Raw genomic sequence first — 26466 nt, forward strand, 5'->3', positions numbered from 1 at the left:
CACAATTGCAAAAATAAAACACTGACAATTAAATTTAATTATTAATAAATGCAACATAACGCCTATTAACTATACTTTAATGGTCAGGTGTAATATCGATAATGCAGGGAAAGCAATGTTAGATAAAATTATTTTTTTTCTTCATGTTGTGCGATGTCAATCAGTCACAGATGCTGCCAAGCAATATGGTATTTCAGCGTCAGCTGGAAGCCGTTGGATCACTGAGCTTGAAGAAATGATGGGGATAAGTCTTGTTAAACGTACTACCCGTAAAATTTCTGTCACTCAAGCAGGACAACATTTGTTCCAACGATTTACGCAAATTAATAATCAAATTACCGATGTCCTCAATGAAGTTCAAAATATCAGTCAAGAAGATATAGGTACCATTAAGGTCGCATGCACACCATTATTTGCTAAATATTATTTGAGCGAAATTATTGGTGAATATGTAAGTGATAATCCCAATATTAATTTCGTGGTCATTGAAACAGCATTTGAAGTTGATAATGTACATGAAGTCGATTTCGCAATACGTGCCAATGCAACTTATCGCGGTTTTCAAGACAAAGACAGCTTATTAGTTAAGCGTACTTTATTTCGTGAACCTCTAAAGGCGTGCTGTTCTCCAGCTTACATAGCCCGTTATGGACAACCAGTAATACCTAACGATCTAAAAAGACATTTATGTTTATTCGCAACAACGCTTGTGGGGGGGAATCGTTGGATCTTCGAACAAAATGGGGAATATAACTCAGTACAAATATCACGAACTGTTGAAGTCGATGATAGCGAAATATTAAAAAATATTGCAGTTGCGGGCGGTGGGATTGCATATTTACCCTACAGTTTAATTCAGGATGATTTGCAACAAAATAAATTAGTCTCAGTACTTAACAACTATATTAGTAGTGAATTCGAGTTAAGCTTATATTACAAACCAAGAAAACATATGCCTGCTCGCTGTGCTAATTTTAAGGAACATTTATTGAAACGTGTCACGGATATAAACTTAACTCGCAATGTCACTTAACATTGTTAAAAAACGCATACAAAAAAGCCAGACTCTCGTCTGGCTTTTTTATTACACTAGCGCAAATTATGCGTCAGTACGAGGCTTACGGTCGCCTGCTGGACGCGCTGCAGCGCCATCACGGTTGCCACGGTAGCCACCACGAGTATCGTTACCACGGTTGCGATCGAAACGACGCTCGCCACCACGCTCACCGCTACGATTGCCGTCACGGCTACCACGATGACCAGTACGCTCACCACCACGGTTACTATCGCGATTACCAGTACGTGGACGATGTTCACGTAACACTTCACCTTCAACAACAACTGCTTTAACGTCATTCTGGCGAATACGTAGTTTCTTCAGTTGTGCTGCTACTTCTGCTGTCATCTTCTTAGGAAGTTGAACAAAAGTATGTGAAGGAGCAAGTTTAATTGCACCGATGAACTCTTTGCTTAAGCCAAGCTCGTTTGCAATTGCGCCAACGATATCTTTAACTTGAACACCTTGCTCACGGCCAACTTGTAGCTGGTAAGTATCCCAATCAGCGCTGTTGAAAGTGCGACGTTCGCCACGCTCACCACCACGCTCACCACGGCGTTCGCCACGATCAGGACGGTCACCACGACGGTCACCGCGATCACTACCACGATCATCACGGTCACCACGACGCTCACGACGTTGTGATTCACGCTCAATAGCAGCGATCATTGGGTCCGGACCTTTATAGAATAAAGGACGGTTACCTTGTTGACGCTGAAGAAGCATTGCCGCTAGTGTTGCTGCATCAACATCAATTGATTCTTGTAGTTTTTCTACAAGTTCAACAAATGCTTCTACACTTGTTTGTTCTTTCTGTGCAGCAAGTTCTTCACCTAAACGGTTAAGACGAGATGCAGCAACTAGATCACGTAACGGAAGTTGGATTTCTTCCATACGAGACTTAGTAACACGCTCAATAGTACGTAGCATGCGGATTTGGTTAGTACGAACCAATAGGATCGCTTTACCTTCACGTCCAGCACGACCAGTACGACCGATACGGTGAATGTATGATTCAACATCAAATGGGATGTCGTAGTTGAATACGTGTGTAATTCGTGCCACATCAAGACCACGAGCAACAACGTCAGTTGCAACTAAGATATCAATCACGCCACGTTTGATATGATCAACAGTACGCTCACGTAGCGACTGAGGAATATCACCGTGAAGTGCAGCAGCTTTAAAGCCACGAGAAGATAACCAATCAGCTAGACGCTCAGTATCTTGACGAGTACGAACGAATACGATTGATGCATCTGTGTTTTCAGTTTCAAGAAGACGACTCATTGCTTCGTCTTTCTCTACGCCTTTAACAACCCAGAATTGTTGAGATACTTGAGATACAGTACGGTTTTCACCAGCAACGTCGATACGAGCTGGATCACGAAGGAAACGATCAACGATTTCTTTAACGATAGGAGGCATAGTCGCAGAGAAAAGTACACGTTGTGCAGATTCTGGTGCTTGTTCCATGATCCAAGTAACGTCGTCAACGAAACCCATTTTTAGCATTTCATCAGCTTCATCAAGAACGAAAGTGTGTACTTCGTCTAAGTGAAGTTGCTTACGTGAAATAAGGTCTTTAACACGACCAGGTGTACCAACAACAATGTGTGAACCATTTTTTAGTGCACGCATTTGATCAACGATAGAAGCACCACCGTAAATCTCAAGAACCTTAAGGCCTTTGATGTTTTGACCAAGAACTTTAATTTCTGCAGCAACCTGAATTGCAAGCTCACGAGTAGGAGCCATAACAATAGCTTGTGGCTTATGCTGAGAAAGATCAATTTTGTTCAGTACAGGCAACGAGAACGCTGCTGTTTTACCAGTACCAGTCTGTGCTTTACCAAGCGCATCCGTACCAGTTAGAAGTAGAGGAATTGACGCCGCCTGAATTGGAGTAGGCGATACGAAACCCATAGAGTCTAGTGCGGATAGTAGTGTGTCGGCCAAATCTAGTTGGCGAAATTCTGTAACAGTTTCTTGCATTGGGATCCCAATATATGATCAACTTAAAAACGGGGCCCCTTTGCTACAGAGGGTTCTGCAACAGCAACCACTAGCACGGGCCTCGACTAATAGGAGGCGTATTGTGGGCTAATACTTGATAAAAAGCCAGAAAAAATTGAACAACGTCACAAAATAACTCACAAACAACCATTTATTGAACAAATAGTACATCTGATAAACATCCTATGATTTTTTATAGATTATCAATTAACTATGTTGTTGAAAATACGAACAATCCTATAATTCAAATCCAATCTTGTTCCATTAAACCCACTTTTGTTATTAGATTAGAGTAATCTTTTATTAGTATTTTTATATTGATTACTGACTATTGATCTCTTTATAGAAGTTAGTTTTTTATTCTTTACTCTTTATTATAGCCATAGTTAAGATTATCTTTATTATCTCTTGTTTTTAAATAACTTTTTATACAATAACCAATTTTTATTGTCCTAATTCATTCTATCTCATAAGCTAAAAGTATGAGATATGCCTACTTAAAGTTATTTTTTGTTTCTAATTAATATTTCCACCATAAATTATATTTTTAATCATATCTTGTCATGAAATATTTACTTTATAATATAAAACACTACAAATTAGACCTAACCTATTGATTATATGAACCATGCTAATGTCCAACGAAAATTTAAACAGTCAAATATTGGTTTTATATGACCAAAAACGTATAGTGTCTATGTCGATAATCTGAGACCAGACATAATGTTTCAAGATAACCCGCTGTTAGCACAGCTAAAAAAGCAAATCCAAGAGACACTTCCTAAAAAGGAAGGTTATATCAAAGCAACAGATCGTGGCTTTGGCTTTCTAGAAACTGATAACAAAGAAAGCATCTTCGTTCCACCGGTATATATGAAAAACGTTATGCACGGTGATCGTGTTATAGCCGTACTTCGTACCGAAAAAGAGCGCGAAGTTGCTGAACCGCAAGAGCTTATTGAACAATCAATTACACGATTTATTGGTCGTGTAAAACTGATTCGTAATCGTCTGCATGTTATTCCTGATCACCCACAACTAAAAGAAGCGATTAAGGCACGTGCAGCAAAAGGCCTGAATCCAGAAACATTAAAAGAAGGTGACTGGGTTGTTGCTGAACTAACTCGTCACCCTCTTGCTGGTAGTAATCAACCGTTCTTCTGTGAAGTGAACCAAAAAATCACCGACAGTAATGACAAGATTGCACCTTGGTGGGTCACACTTGCTCGCCACCAACTACCGAACGCTGAGCCAGCACCACAAGATAGCTGGACCATGCTTGATGAAGGCATTGAACGCCAAGACTTAACTGATTTACCTTTCATTACTATTGATGGTGAATCAACTAAAGATATGGACGATGCTTTATATACTGTCGCTAATGATGACGGTAGCTTTGAAATAACGATTGCGATTGCTGATCCTACTTCTTATATTGCCGTTGGCGATAAGATGGATGATGAAGCCCGTGAGCGTGGATTTACCATTTATCTTCCTGGCCGTAATATTCCAATGCTGCCACGTGAACTAAGTGATGAATTATGTTCACTTATCGAGAATGAAAAACGCCCTGTTTTATGCTGTCGTGTTTCAATTGATAATACTGGTGTCATTCAAGACGATATTTCTTTCTTTGGGGCATGGATCAAGTCTCAAGGTCGTTTATCTTATAACAATGTTTCTGATTTCCTTGAAAACGGTCATTGTGACAACTGGACACCAACGCCAATCATAGAGCAACAAATTGTTGCTCTACAAGGTTTTGCAACACTACGTTCAGATTGGCGTATGGCGAATGCAGTGGTATTCCCCGACCGTCCTGATTACCGTTTTGAGTTAAGTGAAGATAACGACGTTGTTGCTATTCATACAGACCTACGTCGTATTGCTAACCGCATGATCGAAGAAGCGATGATCACCGCTAACATTTGTGCGGGTCGCGCTTTACAAGAAAAATTTGCAACAGGTGTATTTAACGTTCATAGCGGTTTCAATCATGAAAAACTTGATACTGCGATGGAATTTATTACTAATGCAGAAGCACCGTTTACTAAAGAAGAAATTGTTACTTTAGAAGGTTTTAGTGCATTACGTCGTTGGTTAAATACTCTAGATAGCACTTACCTTGATAACCGTTTACGTAAATTCCAAGCTTATAGTGAAGTCGCTAATACTCCAGCACCACACTATGCAATGGGTCTGGATGTTTACGCAACATGGACATCTCCAATCCGTAAATACGGCGATATGATCAATCACCGTTTACTTAAAGCATTAATCACAGGTAACGAGCCAACGCAGAAACCTGATGATAATGTGGGCGATGAAATTGCTAACCATCGTCGTCATCATCGCATGGCTGAACGTGATGTGTCTGATTGGTTATACGTCCGTTTACTTAAAGATGCAGTGAAGAAAGAAACTGTCTTTAAAGCCGAAATCTTTGATATTAATCGCGCAGGTATGCGTGTGCGCCTACTTGAAAATGGCGCTGCTGCATTTATACCTGGATCGCTGATTGTTGATAACAAAGAGCGTATTGTATGTAGTGGTGAGCTTGGCATTATCAGTATTGATGGTGTTAAAGAATACCAACTGGGTGATACCTTTGATGTGAAATTAGCAGAAGTTCGCACTGCAACACGTCAATTAGTCGCTAAACCTGTACAGCAATACCCTGCGCCAGAAGTTACACCGGCGCCAGAACAAGCAACAGACGCTCCAGAAAAAGCATAACGATTTAAATCGGCTTTACGTCAATACAAGGCCAGTGTTCACTGGCCTTTTTTACAGCTTTCACACTATTATTCCAATATAAATAATTCAAAGAAGTCAGTACTCAATGTCAAATAACATTCCAGAAAATCACCCATCAGAAAAGATTCAACTTATCGAGCAGCAAGTAAAACAATGGCTAGAAGATGTCGTCATTGGGCTTAATTTATGCCCTTTTGCTGCTAAGCCTAATCGTAATAAGCAAATAAAAATATTTGTTAGCGAAGATGATAATGAAAATGATCTGCTTGAAACTATTTATATGCAGTTCAAAGAGCTTGACGAAACACCACCAGAAACACTTGAAACTATTTTGGTAGTAGCGCCCTATTTATTTGAAGAATTTGATGACTACAACCAATTTCTTGATCTCGTCGAAGGGTTAGTGGTGCAGTTAGGTAAAAGTGGTACTTATCAAATAGCAAGTTTCCACCCTGATTACTGTTTCTATGGTGCAGAGCCTGATGATGCAGAAAATCTAACTAATCGCTCACCGTACCCTGTTTTTCATCTTATTCGCGAAGAGAGCATGGCAAAAGTAATCAAACACTATCCGAATCCAGAAGCAATTCCAGATCGAAACATCGAATGTGTTGAAAACTTAACCCCAGAACAAATGCGTCAGCTATTCCCCTACCTAATAAAATAACTATACGTTTTGCATTACTTAATTACTGCGTAAAGTTATCACAATAAAATGACGGCAGTATCGAGTTATTGTCGTTATTTATTTGCTATGTTAATGATCTACTTGGTTTTCAGTTTAGGGCTCATCATTCAATGCTGTTATTGTCTCGTTTACATTCACCGAATGCTCGCTTCGTACTCCCCTTTCTTATCACCGTACTAATGATTATTAGCTATCCTTTGTTTACATCTTTTATAACTACCTATTCACGGCTATGGATTAATCTCCCTTTCGCATTGTTCGGTATAGTCATAATACTCAATTACAAACTACCTAAAGCCCAAAGTGGAGTCATTGCTATTATAATGTTGGTTGCCTATAGCGTTATTCTTTACTGGCTCCAAACCTCGTTAGCAAACACAGATACCAAGTTAATATTTTGTCTTTTAGCGACACTATTACCCATTAACCTTTTATTACTCCGTTTTTTACGGCTTCCAAAGCTGCTCTCTTTCAGCATGGTAGCATTACTATTATTACTTATTATCCAATGTGGAATTGGCGCAATCATTAGCTATTTCTATCAAGCAGATTTTTCAAACTGGCAACGAATCCATCTTTTTACTTATCACAATATTTCATCATTGCCACTAATTTTAATTGTGTTTAATCTTGCAATAAGCTGCTGTGCTGGCGCATTAGCAATTAGATATCATCGTCGTATCGATCGCCATATCTTTGTATGTAGTTTATTAACTACTACCACATTTATCTTTTTCCACTATCCGTTTATTTCAAGTAGTGCTTTTATTGTTTGCGCTCTATTTTTATTAATCGATCTAGGGTACTGCCGTTATCAACAATGCTTTTATGATCCATCGACTCAACTTGCCGACCACCGCGCACTTTCCCAGATGCTAGCTCGATTATGCCCTCATTACGCTATCGCAATTATTGCTATTGATCACCCCAATAAAATTATCGAGAAACATCACCCGCAAGCCGTGACAGATATTCAGCGATCTATTGCAACGCTATTAACTCAACATACTCAATGTTTACAACATCTGTATTTTGTATCGCAGCAATTTATTATGATTTTTGAACATAAAAACGTTGATGAGTGTCAACCTATATTAGAACAGTTACAACACGACCTTGCAGCAGAGAAGCATGTCATCGAACCAATAACAACGGATAGTCAACTCGATGAACAAACAGTAAAACCGAAAAAAGGCCGTAAAAAAACAATGAAAGTCAGTGTCAGTGTTGGGATCAGCGATTCTGCTAATGATCAAACTGCAGCAGTCGTCTTACAACAAGCTATTGATGTATTAGAGACAGCACAACGAACGAATAAGAAAAAAAATCAAATATATATCGCAGATAGAAACGAAGCATGACGCTAACGACACAATACAGACGGACAAACAAAAGCCCGAGACAATCGGGCTAACTAAAATGTTACGTTTGAAACGATTAAAGATTCGTATTAGGACAGCACTACCTAGTTAGAAATTTGGTATAAAATAATAAGAGGTAGTTAATTAATCGTAAGCAACTCATGGGAGGATTAAAATGAACAACCAAGATAGAATTGAAGATATGGAACAAAAAATATCCATTGCCTATCTAGAAGGTCATTTTGAGCAGGCTAAAGCCCTTGAAAAAAACCTCAAGCGTATTCGTGGGCACCATAATTTATACGATGAAAACGATCCATACTCCCTAGAAGGCCGAATTTTTAACGATGATGAATAACCTCTCAATGGATAAGTCAGGGTCTTTGCCTTTCTTATCCATTGTTTAATATTATCAATTAATTACTACTGCTGAATTTCTGTATTATTCGCTTGTTCATGTAAAATAGCACCAGAGTATAAATCCATTTCTAACTCAACCTGTTGCCCTGCCTTATTACGCGCTTTTACCGCAATCTCATTATGTTTCCGTTCAACTTTAATCATTCGAAAATCATAATAACCATTAGATTCAAGTTGTTTCATTGCAGAAGGAATAGTTAACATTTTAACCACAGAAGTATCAATCGGGTCGGCATTAGCTACATAGCTTTGTAATAAACAGCACATACTGCTACTAATGAATAATACTTTTATACTTCGAATCACTTTTACCCCTTAATAGCATTATCGCTATGGTTAACATTGACCATTTAAGCATTACTTTGCTCATATAAAGCAATAACTGCACCAACAATTGGAATAAAACGATCTTATTTAGTCTTGATTAGATAATAGCAATACGAATGATAACGTATTCGCAAACTATGATATCAATAAAAATCAATGCAGACAGTAGCCTATAATATAAATTATCGTCTTATGGTAATTATTAACGATAGCGCTATATTCATACATATTGCCATTATGAAACAACATTAATTTTAAGGATAACATTATGTCAATATTATACCGTATCGAAACTGATAGTATGGGTGAAATTAAGGTGCCACAAGATGCGCTTTATCAGGCTCAAACACAGCGAGCAATCAATAATTTCCCGATCAGTGATTTGACGATGCCAGATGCCTTTATTCAAGCTTTAGCCTATATTAAACAGGCTGCGGCACGTACTAATCTTGAGCTACAACTCATGGATGATAAAACAGCACATGCTATTATTGATAGCTGCCAACTCATCATCGATGGTGCTCATCATGACCAATTCCCAATTGACGTTTTCCAAACAGGATCTGGCACAAGTTCTAATATGAATGCTAACGAGGTTATTGCTACGTTAGCCTCACAACAACTAGGCATCATAATTAGCCCTAATGATGATGTTAACCGCGGACAAAGTAGTAACGACACGATTCCGACAGCGATTCAAGTAAGTGCCGCATTAACCTGCCACCAGCAATTATTGCCCGCTTTACGCCATCTAGAACAAGCCCTAGAAAAGAAAAGTCAACAAGTTAATGATTGCGTCAAAACTGGTCGTACTCACTTAATGGATGCAATGCCGATAACCTTAGGGCAAGAATTAGGCGGCTGGCAAAGCCAAATTGAACATGCACGATGTGGTATTGAACTCGCTTTAGAAAATGTTTCTGCATTAGCACAAGGTGGCACTGCTGTTGGGACGGGCATTAACACCCATCCACATTTTGCTGCTATCTTCGCAAAAAACATAGCCATTGCAACCGCTGTACCTTTTTGTACCAGTAGTAATTTCTTTTACAGTATGAGCAGTCAAGATGCTGTTGTCTCATTATCTGGCCAATTAAAAACCCTTGCTGTCGCCATCATGAAAATATCCAATGATCTACGTTGGATGAATGCAGGCCCACTCGCAGGTTTAGGCGAAATTGAGTTAGAACCATTACAACCAGGCTCATCAATAATGCCCGGCAAAGTAAACCCAGTGATCCCTGAAGCTGCTGCTATGGTTGCTGCACAAGTGATAGGTAATGATGCGACAATAACTGTTGCTGGCCAATCAGGTAACTTTCAACTCAATGTTATGCTTCCAGTTATAGCCTATAACTTACTACAAAGTATTACCTTATTAGCAACGACTGCAACTCAATTAGCGGATAAGGCTATTACTACGTTTACTGTTCGTGATGAACATCTTAAACAAGCACTCAGTAAAAACCCGATACTTATAACAGCCTTAAATCCTGTTATTGGTTATTTAAAAGCAGCGGCAATTGCAAAAAAAGCCTATAAAGAGCAACGACCTATTATTGATGTCGCAGAACAAGAAACTGATTTAAGTAGAACCGAGCTTGAATCATTATTAGACCCTAAAAAACTCACCCAAGGCGGTATTGCAAAATAAGTCTCGTTCTAATACTAAAATAGAAAACATTGTTCAGTTTTTAATCATTATTACAATTAATGTTAGTATTAAGCAATAAATCACTGTCATTACTTGTCCAATAGTAAAACTGGATGTAACGTATAATGTAAATAGACGCCAGTTCGACACCTTGTTACTGGGTATCTTTTACAAGCAAAGAGCATTATTAATGAAAAAATTTGTTTTAGCCGCAGCTATCGCATCAACACTGTTTTTAGCTGGTTGTAGTGATAAAGTTGACGAATCCACTATTACTAATGTTGTGCAAACAAGCCAATATGAGCAACCTAATCTTGGTATTACTGCAGAAACTACACCTTTTGAAGTAAAAAACCTGAAGATTACTAAAGTACTACTTGATACTAAAACAGACTACAAAGCACAAGTAAGTTACGATTTGGTTGCCAATAAGAGCTTAGATGAATTTAAAAACTCAATGAAAGCACTTGCAGCTAAGCCACAAGCTCCTGCAACAGACACCGCAACTGATGCGAAAAAAGACGACATGTCATCAGCTTTACATACACTAAAGAACAACCTTGCAGCTGAAGTAATGGTTGTTGCATTTGGCGCGAAATACGGTGATTTCAAAGCAGGACAAACAGTTGATACAATTAACGAAAATATATCACTGAAAAAAGTTAATGATCAATGGGTTAAAGATTAATCTTTATTCCTTTATAAAAAACCGCCTCAATTTAAGTTAAGGCGGTTTTTTCAATTCTAACGTTATATGATCATGATCTTATTTATCGATAGGAAACAATTTCCCTTCAAAAACAGTACCATATATTGGTATGTCTTTTAATTTTTTCAATTCAACCTTATACGGATCTTGCTCTAAGATAGTAAAGTTGGCAATCTTGCCTGTTTTAATACTACCTAAATTCTGTTCTTGCCCCCAAGAATAAGCGGCTTCAATAGTAATTCCTCTCAATGCAGCATCACGTGACAATGCTAGATCAGGACGAACAACATTACCCGAGTTTGTGATTCGAGTAGCAGCGCTCCATGCGAGTAATAACGGATCAGAAGGTGCCATTGGCGCATCCGAATGCAGTGATACGGGTATTTTCTCTTTCTCTATCGTTGCCAAGCGTACCATTGCATGGGCACGTTCTTTTCCTAAACCAACTTCACCAAATTTTTCGCTAAACCCTGTAACATAATAAGGATTCACACTAATGATAGCGCCTAATGACTTCAGTTTTTTCACCTGAGCATCAGTCGAGTTAGCAAAATGAATAATAGTAAAACGGTGATCCTTACGCGGATATTCAGCTTGACGCTTTTCTAAAATCTCAATTAATTTCTCAACTCCAAGATCACCGTTTACATGCACCAGCACTTGATAATCATTTTCCCAAAAAATCTTTGTGATTGCCTCAACATCTGCAGGGGTTTGAATCCACTCACCATGATGACCATCTTGGTAGCCGTCTTTCATTTGCATTAACTGCGAAATAATAGCGCCATCAAATAATAATTTAACTTGTTTATCAAAGAAGCGAACTTTACCTGTTTCCGGTAAGGTGGTCGTAATTCTCTCGACTTCTTTTAATACACCCTCTTTTCCTTTAGTAAAGTAAGGTGTTTTACTTTCTGGAGTAAAAAAAGAATACATTGGTGTCGATTCACTACCTAAAACATCAAGATAAGTATCAACCATATAGTCAGGAATGAACGCTCCAGGTTCGTTATATGCAGTTACCCCCTTTTGATGAAGCATCGTTACCAACTGCTTTAATCCAGCGGTAAAGCGCTGCTCATTCCCTAAATCTTGCGCGATCCGTGGTAATAAATAAATTAATGCGCCACCTTCCAAGAAATGGCCTTTATCTAAATTAACTTGACCAGCAACCTCTTTACCAAGCTTATCGACATCCATTTGATTTAAGTTGTATTTCTTAATAAATGCCGAATTCACATAAAACTCATGCGCAGAGCGATGCCATACTCCGATAGGACGTGTTTTTGATATTTTATCAAGTTGCTGACGGGATAATTCACCATGGAAATAGTTATTAAACCCCCACGTCCAAAGTGTTTCATTAGGATCTTTTAAGGCTTTTTCTTGAACAATTAACGCCGCAATATAATCATCATGATTAGTAACCGCTGGCCACGTTTTAGTAGGCAATTGCCATTCTTCAGGTGCAATCACGGGCATATTTAATGTCAACGCCCCTAAAAATGGGTGCAAATGTTGTTCAATAAAGCCAGGCATTAGCACTTTATCATCCAAATCTATTTTTTTAGAATCGGGATATTGCTTTAATGCTTCCTGCTCAGAGCCAACATAAACGATCTTACCATACTGACTTGTAACCACAGCCTCAGCTGTCGGTTGATCGTTTTCCATAGTGATAATTGGACCACCATAAAAAATCGTTGTCATCGGTAAATTTGATGGTGCAGCAAAAGCAGAGTGAGAAACAACTGATGCAAAAAACAATAAAGAAGATGCTATTTTAGTCTGTTTCATAAACATGATTTATCCTTAAATCTAGAGTTCATCAAACATAGACTAACTAATTGTAAAAACCGAATAATTTGTTCATTTTAAAACATCATTCACACTTAATCGACACGACTGAATATATGATATTCTTTATCATCTCAAAGATGGTTATTTGCATTTAAAGCTAGAGAGAAACCGTAAACTCAGTTACAGTTATTAAATAGATGAGTAGATATTATAAGGACGAATATACGATGAATCTTACTCAAGCAGTGCTAACAGTACCTTCGCATATGGTGCCTGGCGGTATGCCACAGCCTGACCTCAAGCAACTGGGGTTTAATGATTTTGAGCGTTGTTCAATCATCGATACCACAAAGTTAACTCGCTTTGAATTCTCACGCCCGACTAAACATGCCACCGAAGCGCAATTTGATGAAGCCATTGAGCAATTTATCTGGTTCTTTGCCAAAGGCACACCTTATGTTATCGATAAGACCTTTGCTGACAATACACCTGATAGCCATCATCGCTACTATTACACGAATAACGAACGGGTATGTGAAGCGATCATCAGCTAATGCATATGGCCAATCTATCATATTCAGCATAGGCTGGCCGTAAATCGCTCTCATGGGTTTATAATTTAGCCAGTGTGCCGCTATCACATTGCATTCGTAGCCAATCACCGTCGTCTTTTAATAATAATAATGTGCCGTCAATATTGACTGATTTTTCAGTAAGATGATTAAGCTGATGCGCATTATTTCGAAACACGCGTTTTAAATTTATCCCTAGCAAAGTATTCAAATAATGCTGTAATGCCGCATCTTTTTTAAATAATACTGTCGTATCATTAGCTAATTGAATTTGTATTTGCTCAATATCAGTAACAACAACCTGTTGCTGCGCTAGTTCAGCAGCAAGATTAAGATCATTAATACAGTTTGCTCTAATCGTGATCATGGTATTACTCATCATTATTCCCTCTGTATAGATAGATATAGTTTGATTTAAACTACACCTGTAATAACTGAAAGAACATAAGATCATTTTTATATTGCAACAACTTATCATTACAGCTTAATTCACCTATCAATCTATGTAGTAAAAAAGCCACGCAAACATCATAAAAATGTCATCACTATTTCCTACTCTAAAGCGAATTACACCACAATTATAAATATAACAATAAATATATTAAGGAATTACACGTGTCATTTACCACCCAAACAATAACTAACACCAAAGCAGCCATGCCGACTTATCTTGCTATTTTTGATTTAGATGAAACATTGATCGCTGCCGATTCAGCCAGTCTATGGAATAATTTCATTGTTACTAAAGGGTTAGCTCCAGTTTCATTATTAACACAAGAACAAGCAATGATGGCTGCCTATACCAAAGGCACACTCGATATGGACAGTTACATGACAGCTACGCTTGCGCCACTAAAAGGCAAAAGCCCTCAACAAATAAAGCCACTGGTTGATGAATTTATTACCACCATTATTACTCCAGCAATATACCAACAAGCCCTTGAGCGTATTGAGTGGCATCGCAAACGTGGTGATCATATTTTAATTATTTCAGCAACAAGTGAGCATCTCGTTAAACCTATTGCAACGATTCTTGGTATCAATGATGTTATTGCAATTAATTTAGAACAAAACCATGGTGTATATACCGGAGAAACAACCGGAATACTGAGTTTTAAAGAAGGCAAAGTTGAACGCTTAAAAATATGGCTGCAACAACAAGATCATAATTATAAAGGCAGTTATGGCTACAGTGACTCTGCCAATGATTTACCACTGCTTAACGTTGTCAATAAACCTTTCGCCGTTAATCCGGATCCTACATTGGCCATGCATGCCCAGATGAAGGACTGGACTATCATGGATTGGCGACATGATAATAATATTCTACGTTAATGATTAAATGATACTGCTTGCCAGAACATCCCTCCAAATTACGCAATATGTTTACTATAACACGCTCTCAATAATGAGAGCATGTTAACAAACGATAAATAAATTCTGCGACTATGCTTGATAATACATTTTCAGTACCCATTTACAGATAGTAACAAACTAAATGAAATATCTTGTAGCAAACTGTAGATGTAGTACAGCGAACGTAATACAGTATTCGCGCATTCTATTTCGATTTACAAATTACAATGGTGCATTCATCACCTGTTCAATATCTTTATGCGAATAATGTAATTTGTGAGTAATCTTATTTAGCAAGGCTGATGATAGAAAACTCATCAACCAAGCAACGGTACACCCTACCAATGACAGGGTATTGAGAAGGTAATAATCATGACTCCACAAGAAAAAGAACTGATTCAAAGCGTTGCTGCTAAGCTCCAAAAAAGCCCTGAAAGCAAAAAAGATGCAGAAGCAGAACAACTTATTAATACTGAAATTGGCGCACAGCCAGATGCTATCTACAAACTTACACAAGCAGTACTTGTGCAAGAGATGGCACTTAAGCAGCTAAAAGAAAAAAATGATTACTTAGAGAAAAATGCTGAGTATTACAAAGAAGAATCAAACCGTGGCACCATGAGCCGTATGTTTGGTGGCTCTCGTCAAGCGCCCCCACAACCGCCACAGCCACCAGCTCGCCAACCAAGTGCTTTTGGTGGCTTTATGCAAACAGCAGCAGGTGTTGCGGCAGGTATGGTTGCTGGTAGTGTTATCAGCAATATGCTGTTTGATGATAAGCCAGCTGAAACAGCAGCGGCAGATCCAGCACCAGCGGCGGATACAGCGGCAACTGATACAGCACAAACAGATACTGCAGCAGACGCAACCACAGATCCACAAGCTGATGATTCAAGCTTCTTAAATGATGATTCAAATAGCTTTGCTTCTGACTACACTGGTGGTTTTGGTGACGCTGGTTTTGGTGATTCAGGCTTCGGCGGTGATGACAGCGGCTTTGGTGATTCAGGCTTCGGCGGCGATGATACTTTCGCTAATAACAGTGGTTTTGGTGATACCGATGGCGGCTTTGGCGGCGATTTCGGTGGTGACGACGACGACTTCTAAGCTCGTTATTACGAACTAATAAAAAAGAGCGCAAAGCGCTCTTTTTTTATATTATTTGAGTAATTTATTTAGACTGGATTTGAGATTTCTGTTGCTTTCGATTTATCCATTAAGGCACGATATGCCGTTGCTTCAATTGCTGCAATAATAAATGGAATTGCTATAACAATAACTCCCCATATAAAGACATAAATAAACTTAAGTCCCATTGCTAAATTAGGATTAGCGAATAACAAGAAGATTGGCAACCCAATAAATAACATGTAAAAAACAACGGGTAATAACCCAGCAATCACAAACGCATACAACTTTTTATCTTTTGTTATCGTAAACGCATCTTTAAACGAAGCTTCTTTCCCTGAGGCAATTGCAGGTAAGACGAAGGATAAACGCGAAAATAGCACCCATCCAACAACACCTAGCGCTAGCATCAAACTATAAACAAAGCCATTACTCGCCATGGCATAATCCGCTTGGACTACACTCCAAATAGCATATAATAAAATAAATAATACAAACAGATATGCGCTATAACGACGCTGCTGAGGATCAAATTTAATCCCTTGCCATGGTGCATCTGCTGTGTCATCAGTATCATGTTTATCTAAGATTTGTTGCGTACGCAAACAAATAATCGAAGAGGTCAAAAAGATCGCTATATTAAATATATATACCAATATTTCATTATATAATTCATTCCCTGCCACAGAGACTTTCATGGAGCGCAAAAAATACGTCACTAAAAAAGGAATAAGTAAGGCTTTTAATAACCTTTTTTTATTATGTAAAACCGTCGATACCGACTGGCTCAATGTTTCCAAAATCATAACCAAGCTCCCTCATTAACGTACCAATACTTCATATTGCTCAATTTACTTCCTTGCTATTATTTTAAAATTTCCATTTTGACGTTTAATACTCCTGAACGCGTATTACCAATTGCTCTAAATGCTGAGCTTGATAAATCAATCATACGTCCACGCACAAATGGTCCACGATCATTAACAGTGACAATCACACTTTTATTATTACTCACGTTAGTCACTTTTACTTTAGTACCAAACGCTAATGTACGATGCGCAGCAGTCAATTTACCTTGGTCAAAAATTTGCCCGTTTGCAGTCTTACGGCCTTGAAACATATTGGCGTAAAAAGATGCTTTACCATAAATAACTTTATTCGATTTTTTATGCTCAACTGGTTTGATAATTAATACAGGGCGCTTAGTATCTACGGTCAATCTATTAGAAGGTTGATCAGTGGTCGTACACCCTGACGCAATAATAAGAGCCAATGTACCCAATACCCAATACCGTATAACAGACCAATTCATACTATAACCTCCACCTAGCCTAACTTACTCAACTAATTACCTATAAATCAAAGCAAAACAATCAATTACTTGTTAAATTCTATCATCAAATGTAAGTGAAAAACGAAAAAAATCCTATATTATTGTTTTAAAAGTAAAAAAAACCGACATTATGAATAATGTCGGCTACAAAAAGAGAATAATAAAACATACTGTGTACACCACCTTTATTTTTACTTCCAATGTAAAAACAAATAATGACAAGGTAAATACAGCAAATTACATACCAATACTTAATAATTAAAAATAACATTATGTTGTTACCATCAATACAATTTATAGCCATTAAATATTTTCATAAAGTAATCTAGCCTAACTGTATTGCAATATACGTAGCAAAATGCCTCGCAGACTTCGATCATTGTTGATACAAAGTAATAATTAATTACTCAAATTTACGCTAGTCGCCTACTTAAAAGATCTTTAGAATGCACGTTTTCAATTCCTGTAGAAAACCGCTATGTTTAAACTATTAATCTCAATGCCACCACAGATCGCACTTGCTATTGCGATTATTTTTGAAGTCATTGCCACCTCTTTTATTCCTAAAGCAGAGCAATTTACTAAATTAGTACCGAGTACCGTTGTTATTGTCGGTTACGCAGTGGCATTCTTTTTATTATCGATTACAGTCAAAACAATGCCCGTTGGAATTGTTTATGCTATTTGGAGTGGTGCAGGTATTGTTCTGGTTGCGACTATTAGCTACTTTGCCTATGGCCAACGTTTAGACCTACCCGCTATTATTGGGATTGGATTAATTATTAGCGGCGTGCTAGTGGTTAATCTTTTATCAAAGACTGTTTCGCACTAATTACTATCCATCTTTAAATAGATCGATAACAATAAGAACATAGGATCTTCTTTTTATCGATCTATATCCACCTCATCAATAAGCAGTTATGACATACTTTGAAACACTTAATCAATAAACATATCTAATGATAGATATAAAATAAACCTATTAAAGTATCGGTGTATTCAGCATCGTTAATAAGGATATTTTATGCCACATCCATCGTTAAGATTAACCCATCCACACCAAGCCGCTGCACTTTTATATCGAGCCACATTTGGCCCACAAGTTAATGATCTTAATGTATTATTTTATCAAGACATTAGCCAATGGTTTGAGGCTCAATACAATGCTCCTGCATCTTATCATCTACCTCAATTACGTCGTGCAGTGCAGTTATCAAATAAAGAAGCCAACACCAATTTACGCCTCGGTGTATGGTGGCAATATGCACTAACAGCCGAGGACCAACTTCGACAGCGTATGGCTTATGCACTCAGCCAGATCCTGGTGGTATCAAGTGTTGGTATTGGTAATCGCCATGAAGAACTTGCGGCCTATTATGATTTATTAGTTAAGCATAGTTTTGGTAATTTCCGTGACTTACTTAAAGCCGTGACGATAAATGCAGCCATGGGACGTTATTTAACGCTGCGTCGTAGTACTAAAGCTAATCCTAAAAATAATACATTTCCCGATGAGAACTATGCGCGTGAGCTAATGCAATTATTCACTATTGGTTTATGGCAATTAGATGATAATGGTCAGCCGCTAGTCGATCATAATGGCAATAATATTCCGTCATATAACCAAATTGACGTTCAAGAATTAGCTCGTGCTCTTACAGGCTGGCAAAGTGGCCATAATGAACACCCCATGACACCACGAGAGCGTAATCACGATATAGATGCAAAAGTAATTTTAGGTCACCACTTTGCAGCAGGTCAAAATACTGAGCAAGATCTAGATCAAGCATTAGACGTGCTCTTTAACCATCAAAATACGCCTTTTTTCATCGCTAACTTATTAATTAAACGCTTAGTGACCAGTAACCCAAGTCAGCAATACTTATACCGTGTTGCACAAGCCTTTATTGATAACGGTAACGGCGTTCGTGGCGACTTTAAAGCAGTGTTATGGGCTATTTTAACTGATAATGCAGTACTTAAAGGACAAGAAAATCGCTACAGCCATCATGGCTTATTAAAAGAGCCTATCCTAATGGCTGCTAACCAAGCTCGTGCACTCGGCGTTACGTCATTAGGTGATTATTGGGACGTTAAAAATAATGTTCGTTACTTTGGGCAAGGGCCATTGCAGGCAGAAACCGTATTTAACTTCTACCTTCCTGATTTTGCGCCTCAAGGTGAAATTGCCGCAAATGATCTTACTGCACCTGAATTTAGCTTATTAACCAGTCATCAAATGCTAAGTATCCATAACCGCATTTGCGCCGTGATTAATGGCTATAAAGCAACTAAACCACAACAATGGTATTACGACATTAATCCTTTTATGGCAGTACAGCATGATCCAATCGCTTTTATTGAGTTAATAAATAACCGCCTCTTTGCTGGTTTAATCTCAGATTCACTGCGGACGCAATTAATGGATCTGTTGACGAATCAGATCCCTGTTAAAGCACGAATCCGCCGAGTTGAAACCGCCTTGTATACTGCATTTACTTCACCAGAGTTCTTTTGTCAGGAGTTTGTAGCATGACACTTAAATTATCTCGCCGCCGTTTTTTACAATCAACGGCCGCATTATCTGCAACTACACTTTCAGCTCCCGCTCTGGCATTAACAGACAAAAATCAGCAACCTAATGATCATAAAGCGCTAGTAATTTTATTTTTATATGGTGGTAACGATGCTTACAATATGATTGTACCAACCACAGATAGCACATCATATGCAGCCTACCATGCCGCACGTCCAAAACTATGCTTAAAAGATACTGAAATAACGCCATTAGCCGTTGCAACCGACAATCAAGTCCCGCTAGGCATTCATCATAAAATGACAGCACTTGCCCCTTTATTTGCTCGTGGTGAAGCAACAGCTCTGATCAACAGTGGCCAATTATTAGCGCCAACGACAGCTTCTGCAATTGCAACTAATCAGGTTGAAGTGCCACAATTTTTAATGGCGCACAACATGCAGCAAAACATGTGGCAAACCGGTACCAGCGAGTATAACAACCCATTAGGTTGGGCTGGCCGTATGATGGATATGTTTACTAGCAGCAGTGATCTCTCACCATTGATTGCCCTTAACAGCGATAAGCGTTTATTACGCAGCCAAACATTAGGTCAAACGGTTGTTAGTGCTCAAGGAGCAGGTAAATACGCTGAATGGGATGACAACACCAAAATTGACCAATATTTTGCGCATTTTACTGAACGTAACTACGACAATATTTACAGTCGCCATTTCTCGAAAGTTATGCAACAAAGTGTGAGTGATAATGAAGCTCTCAAACAAGTATTGGCAACTCACCCACCAACAGCTGTTTATCCAGCAACAGATCTCGGAGGGCAATTAGAAATGGTAGCTCGACTGATTAATGCCCGCCAAACGCTGGCTCATCAACGACAAGTATTTTTTGTTGGCATTGGCGGTTTTGATACTCACGTTAATCAGAAATTACAACATGATGAATTATATACAGAGATCAGTGATGCCTTAGTGGCTTTCAATGCTGATATGCATGCACAAGATGTACATCAACAAGTCACGACAATCACTATGTCTGATTTTGGTCGTCGTATTCAAGCCAATGAATCAGGCACCGATCATGGCTGGGGTGGACATCAATTAGTGATGGGGGGGACGTTACAAGGCGGACAAGCCTATGGTCTATGGCCTGACTTAACCGCTGGCAGTGAAGACGACTTTAATCACGGGCGCATTATTCCAAGTATGGCTGCCGATCAAGTTAATGCCTCGTTATGTCGTTGGTTTGGACTTGATGACCAACAAGTATTAACTTTATTCCCAAACTTAGCCCAATTTAATACGCCATATATACCTTTCATTTAACCTAAAAAACACAGGAGAAGCACATTGCTTCTCCTGTGGATGTTTACAGATAAATGACATCAGAATAATCATCTAATAGCAGTGATAATACCCTGCACCCAATAGTAATTAAACGGTGTAAATATCATCATAAAAACGCTGATATTAATCACAATCGTTAACCATAAAATCGCTTTAAACGGTTGTTTCTGAGATTTATGGCGTAATATCTTTTGTGCCCACAAAGCACCGGGCCAACCACCAACTAATGCCAATAAATGTAAACTTGCTTCTTTCGTACGCCATGCTTCTTTTTGAGCAGCGCGCTTATCATGCGCATAAACAGCAAAAGTGACAATACTAAAACTAATATAGCCAATTAATACCCAATATGGACATCGAGCTAACCATACCCACCCAGCGACTAATCCCAAAAATAGGACACTGAACCCTTGGGCTTTACTCATTGGCGCGGTGTATTTATCCATTCTTGAATGTGATTTAACAAAAATGACAGATTTAGCTGACTTTTTACCTTCTTTATCGCCACCGAGCTCATAATAAACGCTTTCATTTATTCGCGGTCGACTTTGGCGGTCGACTAAAGCACTAATATGAAAAAATACATTATCGCCACCAACCTGGGGTCGTATAAAACCAAACCCTTTTTGGTGACTCCATTGCACAATAGTGCCTTTATTCTTCATTTTTTACCTATAGTTTTACACTGTGAACAGATTGAATACTTTTGATTATCAAAATGTAGATAACGTGATAAATTGTTTTTTTTGCATCAAGTTAATACTTTTATTATTAAAAATATCACAATTATTGAGCATGATTAAAGAAATGCATACAATGGATATGCACCCAAACACCCTTATCGCTGAATCATTACCATTAAAACCACACAGTACATATATATTTCAGTTAATTTGCTTATTGCGCTCGTTCACCAATTAGGTTACCCATGTTTAAACGCTTTGAAAACTTCACAGAGGCATTCCCTAAACAAGATCCTGAGCAGCCGCCACAAGGTATTATTGCTTTTTGTCGCTACTATAGCCGAGGATTTGAAAAGCCTTTAATTATTATGGCTATCCTCAGTGCCACAGTCGCTATTCTCGAAGTCGTATTATTCGGATTTATGGGAAAACTTGTCGATTGGCTTACTGAAAGTGATCCCCATACTTTTCTTGCACAAAATGGCACTAGCTTATTTTGGTTAGGCTTGGTCATTTTAGTGTTAATGCCCACGCTAGTCTTAATTTCATCGTTAATTAGCCATCAATCATTGTTGGGGAATTACCCCATGTCGATTCGCTGGTTAGCACACCGTTATTTACTTAAACAAAGTGTGTCATTTTATCAGGATGATTTTGCAGGTCGTATCGCCACTAAAGTGATGCAAACATCACTGGCTGTACGCGAAACGGTAATGAAAACAGCCGATGTATTTGTTTATGTCGCGGTATATTTCACCTCATCACTGGTCATTTTAGCCCAAGCTGATTGGCTACTAATGTTACCGATGTTGTTTTGGCTAGCCGCTTACGTAGGTATTCAACTCTATTTTGTTCCCAAACTTAAACACATTGCGGCAGAGCAAGCAGATGCACGCTCAACCATGACGGGTTCAATTGTTGATAGCTATACTAATATTTCAACCGTTAAATTATTTTCGCATGACCAACGTGAAACTGAATATGCTGAAAAAGGCATGCAAGGCTTTTTAAGCACCGTTCATAAACAAATGCGCTTAGTGACTGGATTTAATTTCTGTGTTCAACTCACTAACTATACGCTGCTATTTGCAATTTCTGCGATCTCAATTTATTTATGGATGCACAATGAGGTTCCAGTCGGGGCTATCGCTATTGCCATCAGTCTTGCGTTACGTATCAACGGCATGTCAATGTGGATCATGTGGGAAGTCGGATCGTTATTTGAAAATATAGGTACAGTTGTTGATGGTATGAAAACGTTATCTAAGCCGATTGCGATTGAAGATGAAGCAGATGCCAAACCATTAGAGGTAACGCAAGGCGGCATAGAGTTTGATGATGTCAGTTTCCATTATGGCGAGAACAAAGGTGTTATCAGTCATCTTAACCTCAATATTAAACCGGGTGAAAAAGTCGGCTTAGTTGGCCGTTCAGGAGCAGGAAAATCAACGTTAGTTAACCTATTATTACGCTTTCATGATGTTGAAGGTGGGCATATACGTATTGATGGTCAAGACATTACTGCGGTCACTCAAAACTCACTTCGCCGTAATATTGGTATGGTGACGCAAGATACCTCATTATTACACCGGTCTATTCGTGAAAACATCGTCTATGGTAAACCAGATGCTGATGAAGAAACCTTATTAGCAGCCACTCGCCAAGCACAAGCACATGAGTTTATTGAAACCCTTACCGACTCTTTTGGTAATGTTGGCTACGATGCACAAGTCGGTGAACGAGGGGTTAAGCTTTCAGGCGGCCAACGACAACGCATTGCAATTTCACGGGTATTACTGAAAAACGCACCGATTTTAATTTTAGATGAAGCTACCTCAGCCTTAGATTCTGAAGTTGAAGCAGCAATTCAAGAAAGTCTCAATGAATTAATGCAAGGTAAAACCGTGATTGCAATCGCTCACCGTTTATCCACCATTGCCGCAATGGATCGGTTAATTATCATAGATAAAGGCCAAATTATTGAGCAAGGCTCTCACGCTGAATTGCTAAAACAAAAAGGTATTTACGCGCAATTATGGGCACATCAAACGGGTGGTTTTATTGGCGAAGAAAATGCTCAATTTGAAGCAGAAACTTACAGCTAATATATATTATATGCCAATAAAATAACGTCACATTTAATGTTTCTGTAAGATCTAAAAAAGAGCCAGCCCCTCTTTATTATGACTAGGGGCTGCATATAATTAATCTTTGGTTCTATTTCACGATCAATGAGTGCAGTTGAACTTATTGTTTTGATAACACTTCTTCAAATAATACTGTCATCAGTTTTTGACCATTTTCTGTTGTCCAATCTTGCGCTAACTCTGCAATTAACTGATTGGTTGATGTCAGTGTGACACCATTTGATTCCATTCGACGTAACGCAGTTTCATCAGCTAATGTGGTTGGTGATCCTGAACCATCAACAACAACTTGTACTTGATAACCTTCTTGAACAGACGTAAGTGCTGGATAAACCACACATACGTCAGTTGTTATACCCGCAATGATTAAGTTCTTTCGCCCTGTTGCAGAAACCGCTTTAGCAAAATTCGGATCTTTCATTGCATCCACAATGCCTGCTCTCTGAATACGTAATGCATAAGCTTCAGGTACAGCTTTTTGTAATTCATCAAATAACAATCCTTGTACGTTGTTCTCTTGGCTAGAGGTTAAAATTAAAGGCATACCGGTCTCTTTTGCCGCACGCGCCAAGGCAAGTGTATTTCGTTTTATTTGCTCTAAATCAGCTGAGTGAACCCATCCCATGGTGCCTACTTGATGATCGATTAATAGCATTGCACTGTTTTCTGGTGTGAATAATGTGTTTTTCATGGTGGCACTCCTAAATGTTATTTCATCATTTTGTGAAAAAGTTGCTGAATATTTTGATGTCCAATTTTGCTATTTTCATAACTGCTATGGACTGAAGGCCCTGTTGGTAAAATGGACTGTGCTAATGAGGTCGCCGAGATAAAAAGAAATTGGCTGTCATCACTGTCTGCTGTTATTTCTAATTCCGATACGTTATCGTTATCAATCAATACCAATTGCTGCGTTGTTAATGGTTCTCCAAAAATCGATATGTTGCCTTGTAGAACATAAATAAAGCGCGAGTTTTGATCTTGTGAGGCTGAATAGCGCCAATGTGCTTTTGTTGCTGCCATAGTGATATGAAAATAGTTCATGTCTATAACATGTTTAATTGGGCTTTTTATATCCGCGTATTCACCCACTAATATTTTTGTAGATGTATTCTGTTGTTTAATAACAGGAAGATCTTCGACAGATACACCTTGATAAGAAGCCTCACTCATTTCACTATTCTTTGGCAACGCTGTCCAAAGTTGAAATGCTTCAAAATTTCCGTCTTCTGAGGTCAATGTTTCTTTATGCAGTGCGCCTGCACCAGCGACCAAAAGTTGGACACTGCCACGAGGCAATTTTACAACGTTACCTTTTGAGTCTTCATGAGTCAGATCGGCATCAATAACGTAAGTGACGGCAGCGATACCTGAATGTCCATGAAAGTCGAATCCAGCTTCAGTTTGTGTCGAATTCAATTGAAAATGATCCCACATCACAAAAGGATTTAATTGCAATAAGTTATCTTGTCGAATGAAGCTATTTATCGGCCCATGGCGAAGACCAGTGTAGTTTGATTTAATCACGATAGACTCCTTCTGTTTGATGGAATCAGTTTATATTTAAATCAATTGATTGATTAGATGGTATAATTGAGTTTATTTATCCCATATTTGGACTAATTGAATGATTGATTTAAATGAGATTAAAGTCTTTGTGTGTGTTGTTGAGATGGACAGTTTTGTAGGTGCTGGTAAAAAATTAGGTATGCCATCAACCACTGTCAGCCGCAAAGTTCAGCAATTAGAAAAAGCCTTAGGGGTACGCTTATTAAATAGAAGTACTCGTAAATTATCTTTGACTAATTTAGGTGAGATTTACTACCAACAAATGTCCCCTTTTTTACATGCTATGGAAGAAACAAATCAATTAGTACAACAGAATCAACAAGTACCTCATGGATTGATTCGAATTACGGCGCCTTTTGATTTTTCCATGTATTACTTACAGTCCATCATTAATGATTTTCTTGATACTTATCCAAAAGTGAATATTGAACTTATCGTTAATGATAATTTGTTAGACATGATTGATCACAATGTTGATATTGCTTTCCGTTCTGGAGAGCTTTCCACCCCAACGGTCGTTGCAAGAAAAATACTTCGCAAACAAATAATTTATTGTGCCAGTGCCAGCTATCTTAAGCAGTATGGTATACCAAATTCACCAAGTGACTTGATCGAACATAATTGTATTTTGTGGCAACAATCTGAAGGGAAGCAATATTGGACCTTCGCTTATGAAAACGGATTAAAAGAGTTCCCTGTTCAAGGACGTTTTGCTGTGGACAATACTCATTTGCACATTAATGCCGTACGTGAGGGAAGAGGGATTGCTCGATTACCTGAAGGGCTTGTTGAACAATATATTAACCGTGGAGAGCTATTACCTATTTTATCTAAATATACGAATGAATCAGGAAATATGTATATGGTGTACCCATCTCATCGACTAATTCCTCAAAGTACACGTTTATTTATCAATCATGTTATGGATACTTTTCAAGATTTGTAAATTCATCTTATTAAATCTTATTAAATCTTATTAAATCTTGTTTAATCTTTAAGTTATACCCTGT

General features: G+C 38.3%; 24 protein-coding genes. 15 read left to right on the top strand and 9 right to left on the bottom strand.

Translation table 11 applies throughout. The features are described 5' to 3' along the window. Window positions 1-115: 115 nt before the first annotated feature. Window positions 116-1033 carry a LysR family transcriptional regulator gene (locus tag PPBDW_RS17455; RefSeq protein WP_036790867.1) on the top strand — a complete coding sequence of 306 codons (918 nt, stop codon included), beginning with the start codon at window positions 116-118 and terminating at the stop codon, window positions 1031-1033. A 66-nt stretch (window positions 1034-1099) separates the two neighbouring features. Here PPBDW_RS17455 and PPBDW_RS17460 read toward each other — a convergent pair whose 3' ends face one another. Further along, on the bottom strand, window positions 1100-3052 hold the full coding sequence (locus PPBDW_RS17460) for a DEAD/DEAH box helicase (RefSeq protein ID WP_036790870.1): 1953 nt from the start codon (window positions 3050-3052) through the stop codon (window positions 1100-1102). A gap of 744 nt (window positions 3053-3796) precedes the next feature. Here PPBDW_RS17460 and PPBDW_RS17465 point away from each other — a divergent pair. The 4 genes from PPBDW_RS17465 (at window position 3797) to PPBDW_RS17480 (ending at window position 8237) form a co-directional block, all read left to right on the top strand. Next, window positions 3797-5809 carry an exoribonuclease II gene (locus tag PPBDW_RS17465; RefSeq protein WP_036790873.1) on the top strand — a complete coding sequence of 671 codons (2013 nt, stop codon included), beginning with the start codon at window positions 3797-3799 and terminating at the stop codon, window positions 5807-5809. A gap of 106 nt (window positions 5810-5915) precedes the next feature. Then, entirely contained in the window at window positions 5916-6497 is a 582-nt protein-coding gene (locus tag PPBDW_RS17470; protein WP_045041425.1) for a DUF1415 domain-containing protein, read from the top strand. 497 nt (window positions 6498-6994) lie between these two features. Then, a complete protein-coding gene (locus PPBDW_RS17475) occupies window positions 6995-7879 on the top strand; it encodes a nucleotidyl cyclase domain-containing protein (protein WP_156312909.1) in 885 nt (294 codons plus the stop codon). Between the two features lie 175 nt (window positions 7880-8054). Continuing rightward, window positions 8055-8237, top strand: coding sequence for a hypothetical protein (locus PPBDW_RS17480; protein WP_036790879.1), 183 nt, complete (start codon window positions 8055-8057; stop codon window positions 8235-8237). A gap of 65 nt (window positions 8238-8302) precedes the next feature. On the opposite strand, the gene PPBDW_RS17485 is transcribed toward PPBDW_RS17480, so the two are convergent. Then, on the bottom strand, window positions 8303-8605 hold the full coding sequence (locus tag PPBDW_RS17485; protein WP_230850353.1) for a PepSY domain-containing protein: 303 nt from the start codon (window positions 8603-8605) through the stop codon (window positions 8303-8305). Window positions 8606-8894: 289 nt separating this feature from the next. Between PPBDW_RS17485 and PPBDW_RS17490 the strand changes: the two genes are divergently transcribed. Both PPBDW_RS17490 and PPBDW_RS17495 read left to right on the top strand, forming a co-directional pair. Next, a complete protein-coding gene (locus PPBDW_RS17490; protein ID WP_036790881.1) occupies window positions 8895-10280 on the top strand; it encodes a class II fumarate hydratase in 1386 nt (461 codons plus the stop codon). 190 nt (window positions 10281-10470) lie between these two features. Next, window positions 10471-10968, top strand: coding sequence for a hypothetical protein (locus PPBDW_RS17495; RefSeq protein WP_036790883.1), 498 nt, complete (start codon window positions 10471-10473; stop codon window positions 10966-10968). Window positions 10969-11046: 78 nt separating this feature from the next. Here PPBDW_RS17495 and PPBDW_RS17500 read toward each other — a convergent pair whose 3' ends face one another. Then, window positions 11047-12786, bottom strand: coding sequence for an amidohydrolase (locus PPBDW_RS17500; RefSeq protein ID WP_036792861.1), 1740 nt, complete (start codon window positions 12784-12786; stop codon window positions 11047-11049). Window positions 12787-13016: 230 nt separating this feature from the next. On the opposite strand from PPBDW_RS17500, the gene PPBDW_RS17505 reads away from it, so the two are divergent. Continuing rightward, window positions 13017-13343: a hypothetical protein gene (locus tag PPBDW_RS17505; RefSeq protein WP_036790885.1), complete on the top strand. Its 327-nt coding sequence runs from the start codon at window positions 13017-13019 to the stop codon at window positions 13341-13343. Window positions 13344-13401: 58 nt separating this feature from the next. Here PPBDW_RS17505 and PPBDW_RS17510 read toward each other — a convergent pair whose 3' ends face one another. After that, a complete protein-coding gene (locus tag PPBDW_RS17510; protein WP_107289434.1) occupies window positions 13402-13743 on the bottom strand; it encodes a hypothetical protein in 342 nt (113 codons plus the stop codon). Window positions 13744-13976: 233 nt separating this feature from the next. On the opposite strand from PPBDW_RS17510, the gene PPBDW_RS17515 reads away from it, so the two are divergent. Together PPBDW_RS17515 and PPBDW_RS17520 are read left to right on the top strand one after the other, a co-directional pair. Next, window positions 13977-14696 (top strand): HAD family hydrolase, encoded by a 720-nt coding sequence (locus PPBDW_RS17515; protein WP_235604205.1) that lies wholly within the window; start codon window positions 13977-13979, stop codon window positions 14694-14696. A gap of 393 nt (window positions 14697-15089) precedes the next feature. Beyond that, window positions 15090-15824, top strand: coding sequence for a DUF2076 domain-containing protein (locus tag PPBDW_RS17520; protein ID WP_036790889.1), 735 nt, complete (start codon window positions 15090-15092; stop codon window positions 15822-15824). 68 nt (window positions 15825-15892) lie between these two features. Here PPBDW_RS17520 and PPBDW_RS17525 read toward each other — a convergent pair whose 3' ends face one another. Continuing rightward, window positions 15893-16651: a hypothetical protein gene (locus PPBDW_RS17525; RefSeq protein ID WP_036790892.1), complete on the bottom strand. Its 759-nt coding sequence runs from the start codon at window positions 16649-16651 to the stop codon at window positions 15893-15895. A gap of 59 nt (window positions 16652-16710) precedes the next feature. Further along, the gene (locus PPBDW_RS17530) at window positions 16711-17157 is read right to left on the bottom strand and encodes a septal ring lytic transglycosylase RlpA family protein (RefSeq protein WP_036790896.1); all 447 of its coding nucleotides are present in this window, start codon (window positions 17155-17157) and stop codon (window positions 16711-16713) included. A gap of 520 nt (window positions 17158-17677) precedes the next feature. Between PPBDW_RS17530 and PPBDW_RS17535 the strand changes: the two genes are divergently transcribed. The 3 genes from PPBDW_RS17535 to PPBDW_RS17545 all read left to right on the top strand — a co-directional run bounded on the left by PPBDW_RS17535 (window position 17678) and on the right by PPBDW_RS17545 (window position 21036). Next, complete coding sequence (locus tag PPBDW_RS17535; RefSeq protein ID WP_065173379.1) at window positions 17678-18010, top strand: SMR family transporter; 333 nt, start codon at window positions 17678-17680, stop codon at window positions 18008-18010. 192 nt (window positions 18011-18202) lie between these two features. Beyond that, window positions 18203-19714: a DUF1800 domain-containing protein gene (locus tag PPBDW_RS17540; RefSeq protein ID WP_036790901.1), complete on the top strand. Its 1512-nt coding sequence runs from the start codon at window positions 18203-18205 to the stop codon at window positions 19712-19714. Further along, the gene (locus tag PPBDW_RS17545; RefSeq protein WP_036790904.1) at window positions 19711-21036 is read left to right on the top strand and encodes a DUF1501 domain-containing protein; all 1326 of its coding nucleotides are present in this window, start codon (window positions 19711-19713) and stop codon (window positions 21034-21036) included. Before PPBDW_RS17540 ends, PPBDW_RS17545 begins: the two co-directional genes overlap by 4 nt. 68 nt (window positions 21037-21104) lie before the next feature. On the opposite strand, the gene PPBDW_RS17550 is transcribed toward PPBDW_RS17545, so the two are convergent. After that, window positions 21105-21722, bottom strand: coding sequence for a DUF1294 domain-containing protein (locus tag PPBDW_RS17550; RefSeq protein ID WP_036790906.1), 618 nt, complete (start codon window positions 21720-21722; stop codon window positions 21105-21107). A gap of 263 nt (window positions 21723-21985) precedes the next feature. Between PPBDW_RS17550 and PPBDW_RS17555 the strand changes: the two genes are divergently transcribed. Beyond that, window positions 21986-23845, top strand: coding sequence for an ABC transporter ATP-binding protein (locus PPBDW_RS17555; protein ID WP_036790908.1), 1860 nt, complete (start codon window positions 21986-21988; stop codon window positions 23843-23845). Between the two features lie 142 nt (window positions 23846-23987). Here PPBDW_RS17555 and PPBDW_RS17560 read toward each other — a convergent pair whose 3' ends face one another. Further along, window positions 23988-24578 carry an isochorismatase family protein gene (locus tag PPBDW_RS17560; RefSeq protein WP_036790910.1) on the bottom strand — a complete coding sequence of 197 codons (591 nt, stop codon included), beginning with the start codon at window positions 24576-24578 and terminating at the stop codon, window positions 23988-23990. 17 nt (window positions 24579-24595) lie between these two features. Next, complete coding sequence (locus PPBDW_RS17565; RefSeq protein WP_054262160.1) at window positions 24596-25414, bottom strand: pirin family protein; 819 nt, start codon at window positions 25412-25414, stop codon at window positions 24596-24598. A 100-nt stretch (window positions 25415-25514) separates the two neighbouring features. Here PPBDW_RS17565 and PPBDW_RS17570 point away from each other — a divergent pair, with 100 nt between their 5' ends. Beyond that, complete coding sequence (locus PPBDW_RS17570) at window positions 25515-26402, top strand: LysR family transcriptional regulator (RefSeq protein WP_036790914.1); 888 nt, start codon at window positions 25515-25517, stop codon at window positions 26400-26402. The last annotated feature ends 64 nt before the right edge of the window (window positions 26403-26466 follow it).

Origin of the sequence: Photobacterium kishitanii (assembly GCF_000613045.3) — a bacterium.
GTDB classification, from domain to species: Bacteria; Pseudomonadota; Gammaproteobacteria; order Enterobacterales; family Vibrionaceae; genus Photobacterium; species Photobacterium kishitanii.

Coding starts and splice junctions, on each gene's coding strand:
- PPBDW_RS17455 (WP_036790867.1), top strand. CDS start 116: ATGTTAGATAAAATTATTTTTTTTCTTCATGTTGTGCGATGTCAATCA.
- PPBDW_RS17460 (WP_036790870.1), bottom strand. CDS start 3,052: ATGCAAGAAACTGTTACAGAATTTCGCCAACTAGATTTGGCCGACACA.
- PPBDW_RS17465 (WP_036790873.1), top strand. CDS start 3,797: ATGTTTCAAGATAACCCGCTGTTAGCACAGCTAAAAAAGCAAATCCAA.
- PPBDW_RS17470 (WP_045041425.1), top strand. CDS start 5,916: ATGTCAAATAACATTCCAGAAAATCACCCATCAGAAAAGATTCAACTT.
- PPBDW_RS17475 (WP_156312909.1), top strand. CDS start 6,995: ATGGTAGCATTACTATTATTACTTATTATCCAATGTGGAATTGGCGCA.
- PPBDW_RS17480 (WP_036790879.1), top strand. CDS start 8,055: ATGAACAACCAAGATAGAATTGAAGATATGGAACAAAAAATATCCATT.
- PPBDW_RS17490 (WP_036790881.1), top strand. CDS start 8,895: ATGTCAATATTATACCGTATCGAAACTGATAGTATGGGTGAAATTAAG.
- PPBDW_RS17495 (WP_036790883.1), top strand. CDS start 10,471: ATGAAAAAATTTGTTTTAGCCGCAGCTATCGCATCAACACTGTTTTTA.
- PPBDW_RS17500 (WP_036792861.1), bottom strand. CDS start 12,786: ATGAAACAGACTAAAATAGCATCTTCTTTATTGTTTTTTGCATCAGTT.
- PPBDW_RS17505 (WP_036790885.1), top strand. CDS start 13,017: ATGAATCTTACTCAAGCAGTGCTAACAGTACCTTCGCATATGGTGCCT.
- PPBDW_RS17510 (WP_107289434.1), bottom strand. CDS start 13,743: ATGATGAGTAATACCATGATCACGATTAGAGCAAACTGTATTAATGAT.
- PPBDW_RS17520 (WP_036790889.1), top strand. CDS start 15,090: ATGACTCCACAAGAAAAAGAACTGATTCAAAGCGTTGCTGCTAAGCTC.
- PPBDW_RS17525 (WP_036790892.1), bottom strand. CDS start 16,651: ATGATTTTGGAAACATTGAGCCAGTCGGTATCGACGGTTTTACATAAT.
- PPBDW_RS17530 (WP_036790896.1), bottom strand. CDS start 17,157: ATGAATTGGTCTGTTATACGGTATTGGGTATTGGGTACATTGGCTCTT.
- PPBDW_RS17535 (WP_065173379.1), top strand. CDS start 17,678: ATGCCACCACAGATCGCACTTGCTATTGCGATTATTTTTGAAGTCATT.
- PPBDW_RS17540 (WP_036790901.1), top strand. CDS start 18,203: ATGCCACATCCATCGTTAAGATTAACCCATCCACACCAAGCCGCTGCA.
- PPBDW_RS17545 (WP_036790904.1), top strand. CDS start 19,711: ATGACACTTAAATTATCTCGCCGCCGTTTTTTACAATCAACGGCCGCA.
- PPBDW_RS17550 (WP_036790906.1), bottom strand. CDS start 21,722: ATGAAGAATAAAGGCACTATTGTGCAATGGAGTCACCAAAAAGGGTTT.
- PPBDW_RS17555 (WP_036790908.1), top strand. CDS start 21,986: ATGTTTAAACGCTTTGAAAACTTCACAGAGGCATTCCCTAAACAAGAT.
- PPBDW_RS17560 (WP_036790910.1), bottom strand. CDS start 24,578: ATGAAAAACACATTATTCACACCAGAAAACAGTGCAATGCTATTAATC.
- PPBDW_RS17570 (WP_036790914.1), top strand. CDS start 25,515: ATGATTGATTTAAATGAGATTAAAGTCTTTGTGTGTGTTGTTGAGATG.